Origin of the sequence: Chitinophaga sp. SYP-B3965 (assembly GCF_009647655.1) — a bacterium.
Lineage (GTDB): Bacteria > Bacteroidota > Bacteroidia > Chitinophagales > Chitinophagaceae > Chitinophaga.
Genome location: NZ_WJFD01000003.1, coordinates 586715 through 601427, shown reverse-complemented (window position 1 = coordinate 601427; position 14713 = coordinate 586715). Strand labels below are relative to the sequence as shown.

Below are 14713 nucleotides of genomic sequence, written 5' to 3'. Positions count from 1 at the left end.
CGCAACAAATGAAAAAATTATTTTTATATATACTTGGATTTACCGCCAGTTACACTTCCCTGCAGGCGCAGGAAACCGTGTATCCTGCCAAAGCGCAGAAAGGCCTGGTATTCCTGAAGAACGCTACTATTCATGTAGGAAATGGCCAGGTGATCAACAATGGCACAATAGGTTTCAATAACGGCAAGATCATTGCCGTAGGAACAGATGTAGCCATCCCTGCAGACGACGTAAAAGTCTTCGACGTAAAAGGCCAGCACGTCTATCCCGGCATCATTGCTCCCGAGAGTAACCTGGGTCTCACAGAAGTAGAAAGCGTACGCGCCACCAATGATTACCAGGAAGTAGGAGAGATCAATCCTTCTGTTCGTTCTATCGTTTCCTACAATACAGATTCGAAAATAATCGCTACCCTTCGTACGAATGGTATCCTGTTAGCACAGATAGTACCACAAGGCGGCCTGCTCAGCGGAAGTTCTTCCGTGGTGCAATTAGATGCCTGGAACTGGGAAGATGCTGCCTATAAAACAGACAACGGCATTCACTTCTACATGCCCCGCCTGATGCCACGTGGTAATCCATTTGGCGCTGCTGCTGCGGGCCCTGGTACTGACGCTATCAAAGCAGCCATGGCAGAGATTGCATCCGTGAAAGCATTCTTCCGCGAAGCGAAAGCATACGCCGAAGCAGAAAAGCATACCGCCACCAACCTGAAATATGAATCCGTAAAAGGTTTATTCAACCGTTCACAAAAACTCTTCATTCACTGCGACCTGGTGAAGGAGTTAGTAGTAGCTACAGACATCGCTAAAGAGTTCAACTTCGATGTAGTGATCGTAGGTGGCACAGATGCATGGTTGATCACAGATGTGCTCAAACAGAACAACATCCCTGTTATTCTCAATCAACCACACAGCCTTCCTGTTATGCAGGATGATGATGTGGATCAACCTTACAAAACCGCTGCCCAATTGCAAAAAGCAGGCATCCTGTTCTGCATCAGCAACGAAGGTTTCTGGCAGCAACGTAACCTGCCTTTCAATGCAGGTACTGCAGGCGCTTATGGTTTAAGCAAAGAGGAAGCGTTAAGTTCCATCACCCTCAATGCCGCTAAGATCTTAGGCATTGCAGATAAAACGGGTTCATTGGAAGTAGGGAAAGATGCGAATATTGTAGTGAGCACCGGGGATATTCTGGATATGAAATCCAGTGTAGTAACGAGGGCTTATATTCAGGGGAGAGAAGTGAGTTTGGAGGATAAACATAAGCAGTTGTATGAAAGGTATAAGTATAAGTATGGGTTGAATTGAGGATTCATTTTTATAAGCTTAAATAGGGCATTCCGTGAGGAATGCCCTATTTGGGAGAAGTAGATTCCGTCATCCCGACCAGAATGAGATTTAAAGGGAATAGAGAACCCGTAAACATAGTGATTGCGGCATTTTGGGTTTTTAGGAGTGTCGATTTGAAGGAAAATTTATCAATTAAGGAGTGAATGATGAGGCGAATTATTTTGAATGATCAGATTGGGATTACAGATATCATTGATTGAATTGATTTAAGAAGGGCATTAATTCTTTTTTGGTATAACGCAGAACGAATTCAGTTGAATCGAGAATGAATGAAAGTAGCAAAATGAAAATATATAAAAACGAAACATTTCTTTAGTCTGCTAAGTGTATGCGCGGATTTCTGTTAAATCGCTATAAAGCGAAGATTACACTTAACAACCCGTTGTGAAAGAAGACAGGGACTACTCAGAAAGATGTATGATCCCACTCAACTCTAGAATCAGTAGGAAGGTTTGTGCAGGAGAAATCGACTGATGCTAATACGTAGCTTCAGTCTGATTATCCAAATATATCTGGAATGTCCTAGTTTTTCCGGCTGGAATCAAGGAAGGGTCTTCAATCCCTTTTGGTGCCACAAATATGATTGTGCGAACTTATGGTAAAAAATATTCAGAAATCCACCTTTTTATTTGTATTATGTAAAAAGGTTGTTTATAATAGGTATATTATATTACTTAGTGTATCATGATTATAAATATTTGAGAACCGATAGCGTTTAGCAAAGTACTTGGTATGTTCCAATAAGAACAATAGAATAAAAATTAATGTCAATTATTGGCAAGTAGCTTCATTGTTATTAGTTTCTTCACATTCGCTATCATCACAATAAAGTGCGATTTCAATTTCCGAATTAAAATTTCTTAATCTACCCCCTCTCAAAATAAGCAGATATGGATTCACAACTACTATCTATTTCCAAGATTTTTACAGATAAATTGTATAGAATTCCTGATTATCAACGAGGGTATGCATGGACAGAGAAACAATTGAAGGATTTCTGGAATGACATCATACAACTAGAAGAAGGGAAAAATCATTATGTAGGTGTTCTTACTCTTGAAAAAGTGCCTAAGGAAGTATTTAATAAGTGGAGTGATGACAATTGGATAATAAAATCTAAAAACTATGAGCCATATTTTATAGTAGATGGTCAACAGAGATTAACAACAACAATTATCCTTATACAAGCCATTACGGAAAGGGTATCTCCCAATTCTACATTAAATTTTGCAACAATAGCGGAGGTAAGGAAGAGGTATATCTTTGATTCCAAAGATAAGGGCATCTCTAGATCCTATATTTTTGGTTATGAAAAGGATAATCCTAGCTACGAATTTTTGAAGAGAAAAATATTCTTGGAGAATTCAACCAGTGGATATCGAAAAGAAGAAACGATTTACACACAAAACTTAATTTTTGCCAAAGAATACTTAAGCTCAAAAATAAAGGAGCTAAATAGGGATGCGCTGGAAATTGTATTTAGAAAGATTACTCAGAATCTCCTTTTCAATATATATACAATCACCTCTGATATAGATGTATTCATTGCATTTGAAACAATGAATAACAGGGGTAAACCACTTTCAAATCTGGAACTCTTAAAAAACAGATTAATATATCTATCAACAAAAGTAGATGTCGAAGAATCAGAGAAAGAGCAGCTCAGAAAAAGAATAAATAATTCATGGAAATCAGTGTATCATTATTTAGGGAGGAATAAGGCAAATCCATTAAATGATGATACGTTTCTCATGAATCATTTTATTATTTATTTTGGAGATGAATTCACGAATTCATATCAAGAAGCAGGTATATATAATTCATCTCGACGCCCCAGTCTTCTTTTGAAGGAACGTTACGAGAGCTTTTTGCTAGAGGAAAAATTTAATACAAAAAATCTAATTGAAACAGATTCCGAAGGGCGTCCAAAATTATCAATAGAAGAAATCAACAATTATATTGAGAGCTTGCAACAAAGTGTAGAGATATGGTTCAACCTTTTTAATCCTCAGCAGTCAGATTTTGAAGAAGAGGAAAAAAATCTCTTAGAAAAGATATTCCGTATTAACAGTCATCATTTTTCAGCCTTAGTGCTTATTTGCTACCTCAAAAAAGTAAATAAGAAAACAAAATTAAAGTTTCTTGAAACATTAGAGAGATTTGGATTTGTCTCTATGCTCGGCTATAAATATAGAGCTCCTTTAATGGCTTTTGGTGATTTTGCATTAGATATTTCAAAAGGAAAGACTACTATCGCAGAGCTTGAGAAGGAACTAACTAAAACTATACAGAAAAAAATCATGGATACCGATTTCATTATAGAGGCAACAAGGAGATTTAGCGGTGGATTCTATGAGTGGATGGGAATAAGATACTTTCTTTATGAATTTGACATGCATTTGAGAGAATCAAGTAAAAGTAAAAAGAAAAAAATTAACTGGATTGAATTCATTGAAGAAAAGGATGATTACATCACTGTCGAACATATTTATCCGCAAGATTCTAATACAGATTGCTGGAAGATTGACTTCAGTAGATACACTCCTCGTCAAAGAGAGATCTTGAAAAACTCGCTTGGAAATCTACTCCCTTTATCCAAACCAAAAAATTCCAGCCTTCAGAATAAGTGTTTCTTAAAAAAAATTGATAATGACACTAATCAAGTGGGATACCGGTATGGCTCATATTCAGAAAATGAAATTAGTAAATTGACCGAATGGACACCGCAGGAAATCCTTAAGAAAGGGCTTAAATTATTAGAGTTTATGGAAAGGAAGTGGAATATTCCACTAGGGGATATTCAACAGAAGACAAAGCTGCTTGGGCTAACCTTTATAAAAACGGAGTAGCTTAGGCAAAGAAATGAAGTTTCAACTTCAACGAGATAGTATAATTTGATAAATTGATCGATGTTAATCTTATGTACTAGCCAACGTTTTTACTTTTAGTCAATCAAATTATTTTGATCTTATTGATTTGGGCAAAGAAGGAAGAGAAAGGCGATGATTAGATGACCCAACCTCAGCTGATTTTAGGGATAAATCCTGCCAATAGGCCTAGAGCAATATCTGGAATGTACCTATCAATGGTTCTGTCATTAGATATGACTGAAGAACGGATTCATCCACGTTGCAGTTCAAAAAAATACCTCCCAACTAAAAATAATTCCTAACTGCAAATGCATACTGATCAATAAACAACTTCTTAAAAGCTGATACATTATTCTGCTCATAAAAGAGAATCATAGCCTTCTTATAATCCAAGGGCTGAACCCCACGATAGGACAATGCGCAATACCCATTTTCTATTAGTATCCCATTAGAGGTAATACGCCCAGTCCGTTTATTCCCATCTTCAAATGGTTGAATAAGGGATATAAGCAAAATAGCCAATAATGCTTTTTCAAAAACAGAGTCCTTATTATTAATTACTTCACAAGCCCTTTCTAAATATTCCCTTATCTGGAATTCATTATCAGGAGGGGTATAAGTAGTTCCTGTAATGCCTACAGGTCTTTTCCTTAAATTTTTACTTACACCCAGGTTCTGAATTAACAGAGAATGAATATCCTCAATATCCCGCACTTTTAATGGAGTAAGCGTGATCCGGTGATCGTATAGATAATCTATTGCCATTTTATGATTCAACAGCATAGTAGCTTCAGACTTATCTTTATCTTTCGCCATCAATTTTTGTGAGAGCAGTAACTCTGTTTCCAGTAAGGAATAGGTATTACCTTCTATTTGTGAAGATTTCCAACTAAGTTCAATACTTAAGCGTTCTGTTTCTTTCTGCAATAATGTTGGTGAAATTGTAGCTATCTTTTCAAGAAACATAGCATGCAATTCTCCCAGATACTTTAGTTCATTTTCAGAAAAGATGTTGTTGGTTTCGAGTAAGGAGAGAATGTCCGGTTCAAATCGTTTATTTCCCTCTCGTTCATCTATATCTTTATCAAAGTAGGAATCACCAATATGCTCATTTAATAACTGGTAAGCCGATGTTATGCGGTAGGTGGTATTTCGTCCTTCCCCCGATTTGGTCAGTAGACCCTGACTCACCAATTCTTTCAAATCCCGGTTAAGAGTCGGTATTGATACTTCTTGGGTTAGTCTTTGTTTTATTTCAGATATTTGAATATTGGGATGTGATCCTAATATTCTGATAATCAATTGCTGACGAGGAGTAGTAGGCATGAAAATTAATTTATCCTATCAAAAATACACCTTTTTCCTATCAGAATGATAGGAAAAATTGAAATCGTGATAGGAATTATCCTATCATAATAGGCATTCTTTCCTATCAAAATGATAGGATGAACGGGCTAAAATGATAGGATAAAAGGATAAAGCGGATGCCGATAACAGGAATTCTCCATCAACAAAGATCATTAATGTCGTACTTTCGCAAACATTCCCACATCTCTATACCATCATGAAGCTCACAACCTACTGTACTTTATTCATTCTATTATTCTCCACCGCCTGCAAAAAGGGCGATAAGCCAGAACCCGTAGTTACATATCCAATGGATTATTGGGTAGGCACCAAGATAATCGCGAATTTAAAAGACGGTGAATATTTCAACATGGTAGGTACACCGGACACCGTCTTTCACGTGGGGCAGTGGTATCGGTTATATTCCCGCAAGTTCGAGGTAATGACAAATTGGACGGCATTCGCATATACATTTAATACGAAGGGTATAGAACTGGACTACGGTACAGAACTACGGCAGATAGCCCCCGGAAAGAACAATGAGATATATGTGCTTCCTTATGATAGATACTATGCAAGCAAAAAATTATATCGGATAAGCAAGGACTACACAACCGTCTCCAACATCAGCATCAACCTGGAGTCCGGTTTAAATGGATTAGCTTCCCTCACAGGAGGATATTATGCACTGGCTTCCGCTAAAAATGGAGATGTATACGTTGGCCTGGTAGGGAGTAAAGATTTTAATGGGCAAAGGCCGGGATGTTATATTGCCCGGAGCAGGGACAAAGGAGAAACATTCAAGTGTACAGAGATCCCCGGATACGCAGCTGAAAGGCCGTCTAAAATATTAGTGGACAACGATGGATTGTTATATGTGAAGATGTCCAATGGAGATATATTGTATTATAACGCTACAGCAGCAAACTGGAAATTGTTATACAAAGGTGATGGCCTGTATGAAATAGTGCGGGATTTTGCCTGTGCAGGTAATGGGAATATTTATGTGACCAGTACCAAAGGATTTTTTCTTATCAAAGAACAGGGCGCGAAAATTATAACGTTACCTATGCCTTCAGATATGATCCGTCCGGGATTTGAGAATGTATGGGTGAATCAGAAAGGAAGTATCTACACTACGGCAGACACATTGAATGTGCGCCGCCCTGGCTATGAGGTGTCTAATTGTTATTATAGTACAGATACAGGGGCCACCTGGAAGCATGTGAGAGCAAGAGGAGAGGGTGCCAGCAAAATGAAAATAGAGGGATTTGATGTGGCAGGGCGATTGTTTGCCACTTTTGAAGACAGTACTATAGTGCGTGAATGCTGTGCGAATGTGAGGTATATTCAGTTTGCAATGACGACTAAGGCCGTGGAATAAAAAGAGGCATTCCGCAAGGGATGCCTCTTTTTATCTAATGTTTCATGAGTTTGGTTTTACACATCTACCCAGCCCTGTTCTCGGATCAATCATCCACTTGCCTCCCGGGCATGCATCATGCAAACCTTTCATTTTTGCATCACCTTTCACTTCGTCCAGCATAAACGGCCCGAGTGTAAAACTTTCCTTTGCATCTTTAAGCAGCCCGTTAACAGCTGCTGCAATTTTGCGTGCCAGTTCTTCAGGTAACACCTGTAATTTCTCTTGTTGATCAGGCATAACTTAATTTTGAATTGATTGAATTAATACGGTGTCTTTCATCGGCGTCCTATTGCCTGCCGCATCCAATACCGTTCCTATTATCCATATCTTTTTACCGATATCAATGAAGCCGGGAGAGTAAATGGCAGATACCTGTGATGTGCCGCTGGTAGACAGTTTCGCGTCTCTGAACCGGCCATTAACAGGAGTACCGTTATCCACATAAAAATCTTCCAGCAAAATTTTATTACCAGAGGAAACACCACCACCCTCTTTATTCTCCAAAGTACCACTTACAGTTATCTCATTGCCAAAGTTGATCATTACACCAAAAGCACTGGCAAATAACTGTAGTTTGTCTGGCTGAGATGGGATGGCCGTAATGGAATCGGATACGATATAATCCCTTTTTTCTTCCGGCATATCAATCTCTGCCTGGATAATTATCTTTCCTATGCTGGTGGGGGCTTTAAATTGTACCCGGGCAATCAGCTTCTCATTCTCAAACTCTGCTTTTTTGGTGATCGCACCATCTTTTCCATCTATAAATGAACCTTTCGACGTTTTAAATATTACATTTCTTGCACTGGCTATCGCATCAGGGTTCAGCTCTGCTGTGATGGTAATAATGGTAGTGCCGTCAGCAGGAATATCCTGATCAGGTACATTCAATTGACGAATGAAATCTGTAGTAAGCAGGTCTTTTTGGCAACCGGCAACAAGTACCAGCAAGAAGGGTAAAATATATTTCAGTTTCATGATCGCTTATTTAAAAATTCTGGAACGTAGGCTGGCAGCGTTGCCGACAATATCAATATCAAAAGACAAGGCAAGGTAAGGAGTAGCATGTACCACCGTTTTTTTGACGATCGGGTTTTGGTCTTCCTTTCTGATGAGCATAACACCACCACTTATACGAAGCGTTCGGTTGATCTTATAGCTGGGCCCCAGCATCAGGGACATGTCATTGAAAAGATTACTGAATTCCGGACTGTCGAAATTCCCATAGGTTAGTCCCACCTGGATGGAGAACACCCTTTTCCAGTCATAGTTTTTAAAAGTGTTCTCACGGATTGTTTTATCCACCGGCCGCAGGTATATATTAGCGCCAACAAAAGGGCGGGGGAAATAATATCCCCGGTTACGGCCCTGCACCCAGATATTAGTAATACCAATGTCCGGAACGATCAGTGATTTTGATTTCTGGGCAAGATCACTAAAGTCATTACCTGTCAGTAGCCATTCTTCCTGTTGCAGTAAAGGATCATTTAACACGGCAGCTGCCAGTTTATAATTGTCTTTGAGTAGCTTGCTGCTCTCATCCAGTTTTTTAATGAGCTTCAGCAGGTCGGCCTTGAAAGATACCAGGGCTCCATCTACAGGAGGCAGCATGCATTTATCTGTAAGTATTACCAGTTGTTCAAGGCTTTTGATACTGGAATCAAGATTCGCTATGCGTTTATCAAATTCATGGGCTTTTACCCCCTTGTCGGCAACTCCTGATTGCAGGGTAATGATGCCCTGGAGGAAATTCGCCTTCCGGTTAGCAGTTGATTGTTGATAAAGCTGCACCAACAGATCATTGCTTATTTTAGCTTTGGTGAAAGTATTATTCAGATGAACAAACAGGCCATCAGGAATAGGTAATGTATTGATATCGTAATCAAACTCAGTTATTGCTTTGTAGGCATTACCTAACTCACCTTTGTAAAGGGCTTTAAACGTATCGATACTCATTTTATCCAGGCCACGATCCGGATATGTATCGTCGCTTATTTTTTTGATAAACTCGTCGTACCCTTTTTTGAAATTATTGTTGGCCTTTTCCATTTCTTCAAATGTGCCACTGCTCCTTGTAAGTAAATAACCATTATAACTAAGTGCTGTTAATTCAGCCTTTAACACATTTCCAGGCCTTTTCAAAACAAGGATATCTATTAGTATATTAGGAGGAAGTGGTTTGATCCATATCGTCAGTAAGTTTTCTTTAACCTCCCATTTTTTGAGATAATCAGAAGGCGCAAATCCCACCTGTTTCCGTTTAGTATAGATATCCCTGGTTCCATGTAGTATCTCTACTTTATAGATGAAAATATTCTCTACTTTTTCATCTTTGGCAATTTCATATACCAATGAGAATGCCCTGTCAAATGGCACCGGCTCTGCCGTACGTTTATGCACCTTGTCTATTTTGCTGGAGGCAGTGGCGTAAGCACTTCCGGCATCATTCTGGGCGAGACTTGTGTGCGAAATTAAAAGGGCCGCGAAAACAAAGGGTAAAGATTTCATGGGGAAGTGCAGTGGGTAAGGGATTAGAAGTTAAACAACAGGTTATCTTTTGTTGCTGTTATTATCTTTAGTGACCTCAATAACGAATTTAATAATGGCGATTAATGCTGCTCCTATTATAGCAGTCCAGGCTACCCATTTTATATTTAATATTTTAGTCTTAATTACCTCTATTTGTGGAGGCTGAGAAGATAATGCGGAATGTTTTTTTCTTTCAAGGATCTGACGAATCCGGGATTCCAATTCCTTGAAATCAATTCGATTCCTGAATAAAATTGGATATCCGTCATCCATAATTTTTACAAATGGCAGCACCATATGCTGACCTTCGAATAAGAAATGTTTACTATCTACAGCAATTTTAGAGAAATGCATATCGCTTGCGTATAATCTATCCAGGTTGTTCATGGAAATTTCAGCAAGCTCGCTCTCTACATCTTCCCTGGCATAAAAAAGCACTGCAGTGGGGGTATTCGTTTGTGCCTGAATTATTGAATAATCTCTTTTAAGGGTGATTTCCTTCATTGATGATTTATTTTAATAATTCAAAATGAAAAATTATATGAGGTTCAAAAGAATTTCACTTGGATCTATTTGATCCCAAACATGTTTGAGGTTGAATCAATTTTCGAATGGCTAAATTTTGGGGTAGGAGCGGTTAATGCAATAAATATAGATAAATATTACGCAAAGAAAAAATAAATTGAAAGAGAACGCTCTGGGTAAGAGCGTCCTCTTTCTAAACAAATTTACTGATAAGGTGGTGCCGAAACCGGTATCCTGCCTGGCCCCATTCGCTTCAACAAATTCTGCGCTGAATCAAGATGTTTATACAACATCGGTAAAGTCTCCGCAGCAAAAGCTTTTATTTCACTATCCGATCCATTCTTCGCCATCTTTTGAAATTCGCGGATGTCTTTCTTATGATCATCTACCATCAAAGTGATATAAGCCCTGTCAAAATCATCTTTCTCTTTCATCAGTTTATGATCATCAATAGATGTGGCAGCAGGAAGTGTTATATTCTTAGATCCGGCCAGGTCCCTCAATTTCTCTCCACCTGCTTCATGATCCCTTACCATCATACTTCCGAAAGCCCTCACCTGTTCACGCTGAGATTTAGCCTGCGCCAGTTTACCCAATTCAACTTCCATCATTTCTCCACTGGCTGCCTCTACAAGAAAATCAGCATCAGCTTTGGAAAGAGAAGGCATAACAGAAGGCCCTTCATTCAACTTCATGCTATCGATCATTTCCTTGTTTTCTTCTTTCGCTGTTTTTTCACTATCAGTGGAGCTGTTGTTACAACCCATAAACAGCAGTATTAATAAAGAGATTGCTTTTTTCATAGTAGCCTCCTTTTTTAGGAAAGAAGTCCAAAACCTGTGCCAGCAAAGCAACAGCAGTAGGTTACTTAGCAAACAGCATTTCCTCTACCTTACCCGACAGCTCATACAGATCCACCGCTCCGAAACTGGTTAAAATAATAACAGTATATCCCTGCTTAGGATAATACTCATTCATCGCATGCCATCCTGAACTATCCCCGGAATGCCCAATAGAATCCCCATTCTTTTTATCGGTAGTGATCCAGATATAACCAAAATGTGAATTTTCCCATGAAGAAGTATATCTGCCCGTCATCTGCGAAAGAAATTCCTCCTGCACAACCTTACCAGAGAATACTGCTTTATCAAATTTATAAATATCTTCCACGCTACTCCATGCCCCGCCAGCCGATAATGGAATAGAACCATTATCATAGTTGAAAGGAATGCGTTGATAACCCTTACGGTAACCAATAGCATATTTCCGCTGGCTATCATCCAATGTCCAATAAGGCGTAAAACTGGTATTGCTCAAACCCAGCGGATCAATAAATACAGCCTTAATATAATCCTGGAAATCCATCCCGGTAATTTTTTCGATGATCGCCCCTAATACAATGCAATCTCCCGTTGAATAGAGGCAGCTATCTCCCGGAGGATACACCAATGGTAATGATCGCATGAAGGGCAGCATGTCCGTACAGTTCTTCACGTTTTCATAACTGAAATTTTGCGCTTTAAAGAAGTCATCCAAACCAGCAGAGTGCGTGAGCATTTGATGAATAGTGATCACATCTCCGGAAGGAAATCCTTTAAGATATTGCCCTAATGTATCCGTAAATTTCAGCTTCCCTTGCTGAGCAAGATAAGTGATAGCCGTTCCCGTAAATACCTTTGAAGCCGATGATAAACTAAACCGGGTAGCCGGTGTATTCTTTATTTTATTTTCCCTGTCAGAATAACCATAACCTTTAGACAACAATACTCCTGAACTGTCCGCAATGAGAACAGCCCCGGAAAAAAGATCCCGCCGGGTCATGTCAGTGAGTAAGCTATCAATCGAAGCAATATTTTTTGATTGCCCGAATGAAGACATCGCGCCAGTTAAAAGAAGGGCCAGGGTTAATTTCTTCATAAAACAATTTAAAATCCACCTACCGGTAATCCACTCGGAACAGCCAAAGGTATTTTCTTATCGTAGTTGTCGTCATTCAAGGTACTAAGGAATTCAACAATGGCATTGATGTCCTTAAATTCAACTTTTATCTCCTGGGCTAATGGGTCCAACTGCGCTCTTTTTATATGTTGATTAGGAAGTGGTTTCCCATGAAGGTCCTCATAAAAGAACAATACATCTTTAACCGTTGCAATTTTCCCACTGTGCATATAAGGCCTCGTGAACTGAAGGTTCCGAAGGGTAGGGGTCCGGAATGCATAGGTACTTTGATAACCCGAGTCCGAAAAAGGCAGTTTCTCATTTTCCGCAACACCCAGTACATGCGGTTTAAAATCGGACAACATAGGCCCGCTATGGCACCTTGCACAACCCGACTTCAAAAATAATTTCATCCCCTCTGTTTCCTGTTCCGATAATGCATCTCTGTCGCCACGCATGTATTGATCAAACCGCGAGTTATTGGCGATCAGCGATCTTTGAAAAGCCCCCAGCGCTTTAGAGATATTGCGCAGCGACACCGAATCATTTTCCGGAAAAGCTGTTTTAAACAAGCGATTATATTCCACAATAGCAGCGACTCTTTTCACCACTTCATCTGCAATGTTCTCTTCCGCAAATCGATGCCCGCGCATTTCTTCAAAAGCTTTCACCGGAAAAGAAGCCTGATCTTCCAACCCTTTCGCCCGAAGATCCCAAAACATCGGTGCTTCTTCCGGTATGTAATGTCCATCCGCCCCAATGCCATTAAAGGCCGTATTGAGCAGGGATTGTGAATTCCGCTTAGTAAAAGGAATATCGTTCTGCGCATTAAATTGCCGATGTTCCCCTAACCCCTTCCCATTTACCCCAATAGAGAGCTCAAGACTCTCCGCATACCCAAAATCCGGATGATGACAGGTAGCGCAGGACACGTCTTTCCCGCCTGACAATACAGGATCATAAAAAAGCAACCTCCCCAACTCAATCTTTTCGGCCGAAGAAGGGTTATCAGCCGGAGAGGCATAGGTAGCAGGCAATGCATCAATACTGCCCAGGCTCAGGGGCTCCTTTTTAACAGCAGCAGGCCCCTTCGTCTCATTATGACAGGCAATCACAATCAATAGCAGTACAACGTAATATATTCTAGATGGCATGAGGTAAGAAAAGTACTGTTATTTATGTTCCTATCAAAACCATAGGGATATAAGTATCTATATTCGCTTGACATAGGTTCAAGATTCGAAGTAAAAATCAAAATAAAAGCTTTACCTTAGTATTATGGCAGTCTCAGAACATAACGTCATTACAAAAGGCGCCACCGGCACCTTCGCAAAGCAGATCGTCTTCCGTCAACGATTCGGCAAAACCGTGATGTGCAACCGCCCCTGCAAATACCCTCCCAAAACCCCCACCCAAATAGCCAACCAGGAACGCTTCAAAAGAGCCAACGACTTCGCTAAACAAGCCATCAAAGACCCGGAAAAGAAGGCCTACTATAAATCAATAGCAAAACACAATCAAACCGCCTTCAACGCAGCTTTTCAGGATGCATACAATAAACCGGAAGTAGAGGTAGTTGTGAAAGAAAAGGTAGTCATCAAAGCGAAAGCCAAACACGCAATAGTGAAAGTGAAAGTAGGCACAGGCCACGCCGTACTAAAAAACAAACAATGGGAATTCCCCCTCATAGAAAAACCCTTCACCATAAAAGTCTATGATATAGCCGGCAACATCTGCACCATAGAGATACAGGTGTAGATTTTTTAGAAGAATAGAATCACATACCCCAAAAAAAGCGCCTTCTCAGAAAAGAAAGAAAGAATCCTACGCCCTAAAAACACTCACTTAAAAAATAAACAAACCTCCGCCCTTTGCAGCGCGGCAAGCTCCTCAAAAAAACTCCTTCTCAAAAGAAGAAAAGAACCCCATGCCCAAAAACTTCTCCCAAAAAAGAAGAAAAACCCTCCGCCTTTTGCTGCGCGGCAAACTCTCTGCATACAGATATAACAGTTCTTTGGTAGCCAGCTTTTGCACATGCATCAGCCGCCGTTGTGTCACTCCCTTCAGCGGTTTGTTCTTTATTGAACAAAAACTCACCGCCCCTTCCACTCCTTAAACTTCGACGCCTCTATCTGGTTCAATATATCCTCAAAAGGTTTCGCCCAGTAATTCCGAAGCCCAAACCCACCAACCTTTCCCATCATCCGCTCAGTAAACAACACCTTCTTCGCACCCATATCAATAAAAGTAACATACACAGAGGCCTTGCCTGCTAATTTGCTCATACCATCCACCACAAAAAGCAACCCGATCCCTTTTTGACCAGAAAAATTGTATTCTTTTACCAGCTTGTCTATGTCTGCAGGAGCAAGGTGCGTGAAATCAGAAACCTGGTCGGTTTTGATCTTGCTGACATCCACTGCCTTGTTACGCGGTCCAACAAAGCTGAGATTATTAACCACATTTGTTTTCCGGATAGCTGCGGCAATATCATATTTCTTTGATTCATGCGCCACCGTATTGTTGATGGCCGCAAAAGCTTTCAGGATCTCCATGTTCCCGGCAATTTCCCCCATTATCTTTGCGCGGGTGAAATCAATGCCCAGGTAAGTGACGGGAATTTCAGCGGAGTTAAAAACTTCCTTTGCAGTTTGTGCATTTGAAATAGCTGAGAAGAACAGACTCAGTATTAACATAGATGTTTTCATGGTAGGGGGACTTTAACC

13 protein-coding genes are annotated in these 14713 nt (G+C 40.0%); 4 read left to right on the top strand and 9 right to left on the bottom strand.

Translation table 11 applies throughout. From position 1 onward, the window contains the following. The first annotated feature begins 8 nt into the window (after window positions 1-8). The gene (locus GFS24_RS20210) at window positions 9-1310 is read left to right on the top strand and encodes an amidohydrolase family protein (RefSeq protein WP_153662569.1); all 1302 of its coding nucleotides are present in this window, start codon (window positions 9-11) and stop codon (window positions 1308-1310) included. 932 nt (window positions 1311-2242) lie between these two features. Then, window positions 2243-4201, top strand: a complete 1959-nt coding sequence (locus GFS24_RS20205) for a DUF262 domain-containing protein (RefSeq protein WP_153662567.1) — start codon at window positions 2243-2245, stop codon at window positions 4199-4201. A 306-nt stretch (window positions 4202-4507) separates the two neighbouring features. On the opposite strand, the gene GFS24_RS20200 is transcribed toward GFS24_RS20205, so the two are convergent. Continuing rightward, window positions 4508-5548 carry a Fic family protein gene (locus tag GFS24_RS20200; protein WP_153662565.1) on the bottom strand — a complete coding sequence of 347 codons (1041 nt, stop codon included), beginning with the start codon at window positions 5546-5548 and terminating at the stop codon, window positions 4508-4510. A gap of 238 nt (window positions 5549-5786) precedes the next feature. Between GFS24_RS20200 and GFS24_RS20195 the strand changes: the two genes are divergently transcribed. Further along, window positions 5787-6953, top strand: a complete 1167-nt coding sequence (locus GFS24_RS20195) for a hypothetical protein (protein ID WP_153662563.1) — start codon at window positions 5787-5789, stop codon at window positions 6951-6953. Between the two features lie 42 nt (window positions 6954-6995). On the opposite strand, the gene GFS24_RS20190 is transcribed toward GFS24_RS20195, so the two are convergent. From GFS24_RS20190 to GFS24_RS20160, 7 genes are all read right to left on the bottom strand, one after another. Continuing rightward, window positions 6996-7232, bottom strand: a complete 237-nt coding sequence (locus GFS24_RS20190; protein ID WP_153662561.1) for a hypothetical protein — start codon at window positions 7230-7232, stop codon at window positions 6996-6998. Between the two features lie 3 nt (window positions 7233-7235). Next, window positions 7236-7973, bottom strand: coding sequence for a hypothetical protein (locus GFS24_RS20185; RefSeq protein ID WP_153662560.1), 738 nt, complete (start codon window positions 7971-7973; stop codon window positions 7236-7238). 6 nt (window positions 7974-7979) lie between these two features. After that, entirely contained in the window at window positions 7980-9503 is a 1524-nt protein-coding gene (locus GFS24_RS20180; RefSeq protein WP_153662558.1) for a hypothetical protein, read from the bottom strand. Between the two features lie 42 nt (window positions 9504-9545). Beyond that, entirely contained in the window at window positions 9546-10028 is a 483-nt protein-coding gene (locus GFS24_RS20175; RefSeq protein WP_153662556.1) for a hypothetical protein, read from the bottom strand. Between the two features lie 224 nt (window positions 10029-10252). Next, window positions 10253-10852: a DUF4142 domain-containing protein gene (locus tag GFS24_RS20170; RefSeq protein WP_153662554.1), complete on the bottom strand. Its 600-nt coding sequence runs from the start codon at window positions 10850-10852 to the stop codon at window positions 10253-10255. A 61-nt stretch (window positions 10853-10913) separates the two neighbouring features. Continuing rightward, window positions 10914-11966: a serine hydrolase gene (locus tag GFS24_RS20165; RefSeq protein WP_153662552.1), complete on the bottom strand. Its 1053-nt coding sequence runs from the start codon at window positions 11964-11966 to the stop codon at window positions 10914-10916. 8 nt (window positions 11967-11974) lie between these two features. Next, window positions 11975-13141: a cytochrome-c peroxidase gene (locus GFS24_RS20160; protein ID WP_153662550.1), complete on the bottom strand. Its 1167-nt coding sequence runs from the start codon at window positions 13139-13141 to the stop codon at window positions 11975-11977. A 124-nt stretch (window positions 13142-13265) separates the two neighbouring features. On the opposite strand from GFS24_RS20160, the gene GFS24_RS20155 reads away from it, so the two are divergent. Then, window positions 13266-13745, top strand: coding sequence for a hypothetical protein (locus tag GFS24_RS20155; RefSeq protein WP_153662548.1), 480 nt, complete (start codon window positions 13266-13268; stop codon window positions 13743-13745). 335 nt (window positions 13746-14080) lie between these two features. Here GFS24_RS20155 and GFS24_RS20150 read toward each other — a convergent pair whose 3' ends face one another. Continuing rightward, window positions 14081-14695 (bottom strand): hypothetical protein, encoded by a 615-nt coding sequence (locus GFS24_RS20150; RefSeq protein ID WP_153662546.1) that lies wholly within the window; start codon window positions 14693-14695, stop codon window positions 14081-14083. Window positions 14696-14713: the final 18 nt, after the last annotated feature.

Coding starts and splice junctions, on each gene's coding strand:
- GFS24_RS20160 (WP_153662550.1), bottom strand. CDS start 13,141: ATGCCATCTAGAATATATTACGTTGTACTGCTATTGATTGTGATTGCC.
- GFS24_RS20185 (WP_153662560.1), bottom strand. CDS start 7,973: ATGAAACTGAAATATATTTTACCCTTCTTGCTGGTACTTGTTGCCGGT.
- GFS24_RS20150 (WP_153662546.1), bottom strand. CDS start 14,695: ATGAAAACATCTATGTTAATACTGAGTCTGTTCTTCTCAGCTATTTCA.
- GFS24_RS20170 (WP_153662554.1), bottom strand. CDS start 10,852: ATGAAAAAAGCAATCTCTTTATTAATACTGCTGTTTATGGGTTGTAAC.
- GFS24_RS20200 (WP_153662565.1), bottom strand. CDS start 5,548: ATGCCTACTACTCCTCGTCAGCAATTGATTATCAGAATATTAGGATCA.
- GFS24_RS20180 (WP_153662558.1), bottom strand. CDS start 9,503: ATGAAATCTTTACCCTTTGTTTTCGCGGCCCTTTTAATTTCGCACACA.
- GFS24_RS20210 (WP_153662569.1), top strand. CDS start 9: ATGAAAAAATTATTTTTATATATACTTGGATTTACCGCCAGTTACACT.
- GFS24_RS20175 (WP_153662556.1), bottom strand. CDS start 10,028: ATGAAGGAAATCACCCTTAAAAGAGATTATTCAATAATTCAGGCACAA.
- GFS24_RS20165 (WP_153662552.1), bottom strand. CDS start 11,966: ATGAAGAAATTAACCCTGGCCCTTCTTTTAACTGGCGCGATGTCTTCA.
- GFS24_RS20155 (WP_153662548.1), top strand. CDS start 13,266: ATGGCAGTCTCAGAACATAACGTCATTACAAAAGGCGCCACCGGCACC.
- GFS24_RS20195 (WP_153662563.1), top strand. CDS start 5,787: ATGAAGCTCACAACCTACTGTACTTTATTCATTCTATTATTCTCCACC.
- GFS24_RS20205 (WP_153662567.1), top strand. CDS start 2,243: ATGGATTCACAACTACTATCTATTTCCAAGATTTTTACAGATAAATTG.
- GFS24_RS20190 (WP_153662561.1), bottom strand. CDS start 7,232: ATGCCTGATCAACAAGAGAAATTACAGGTGTTACCTGAAGAACTGGCA.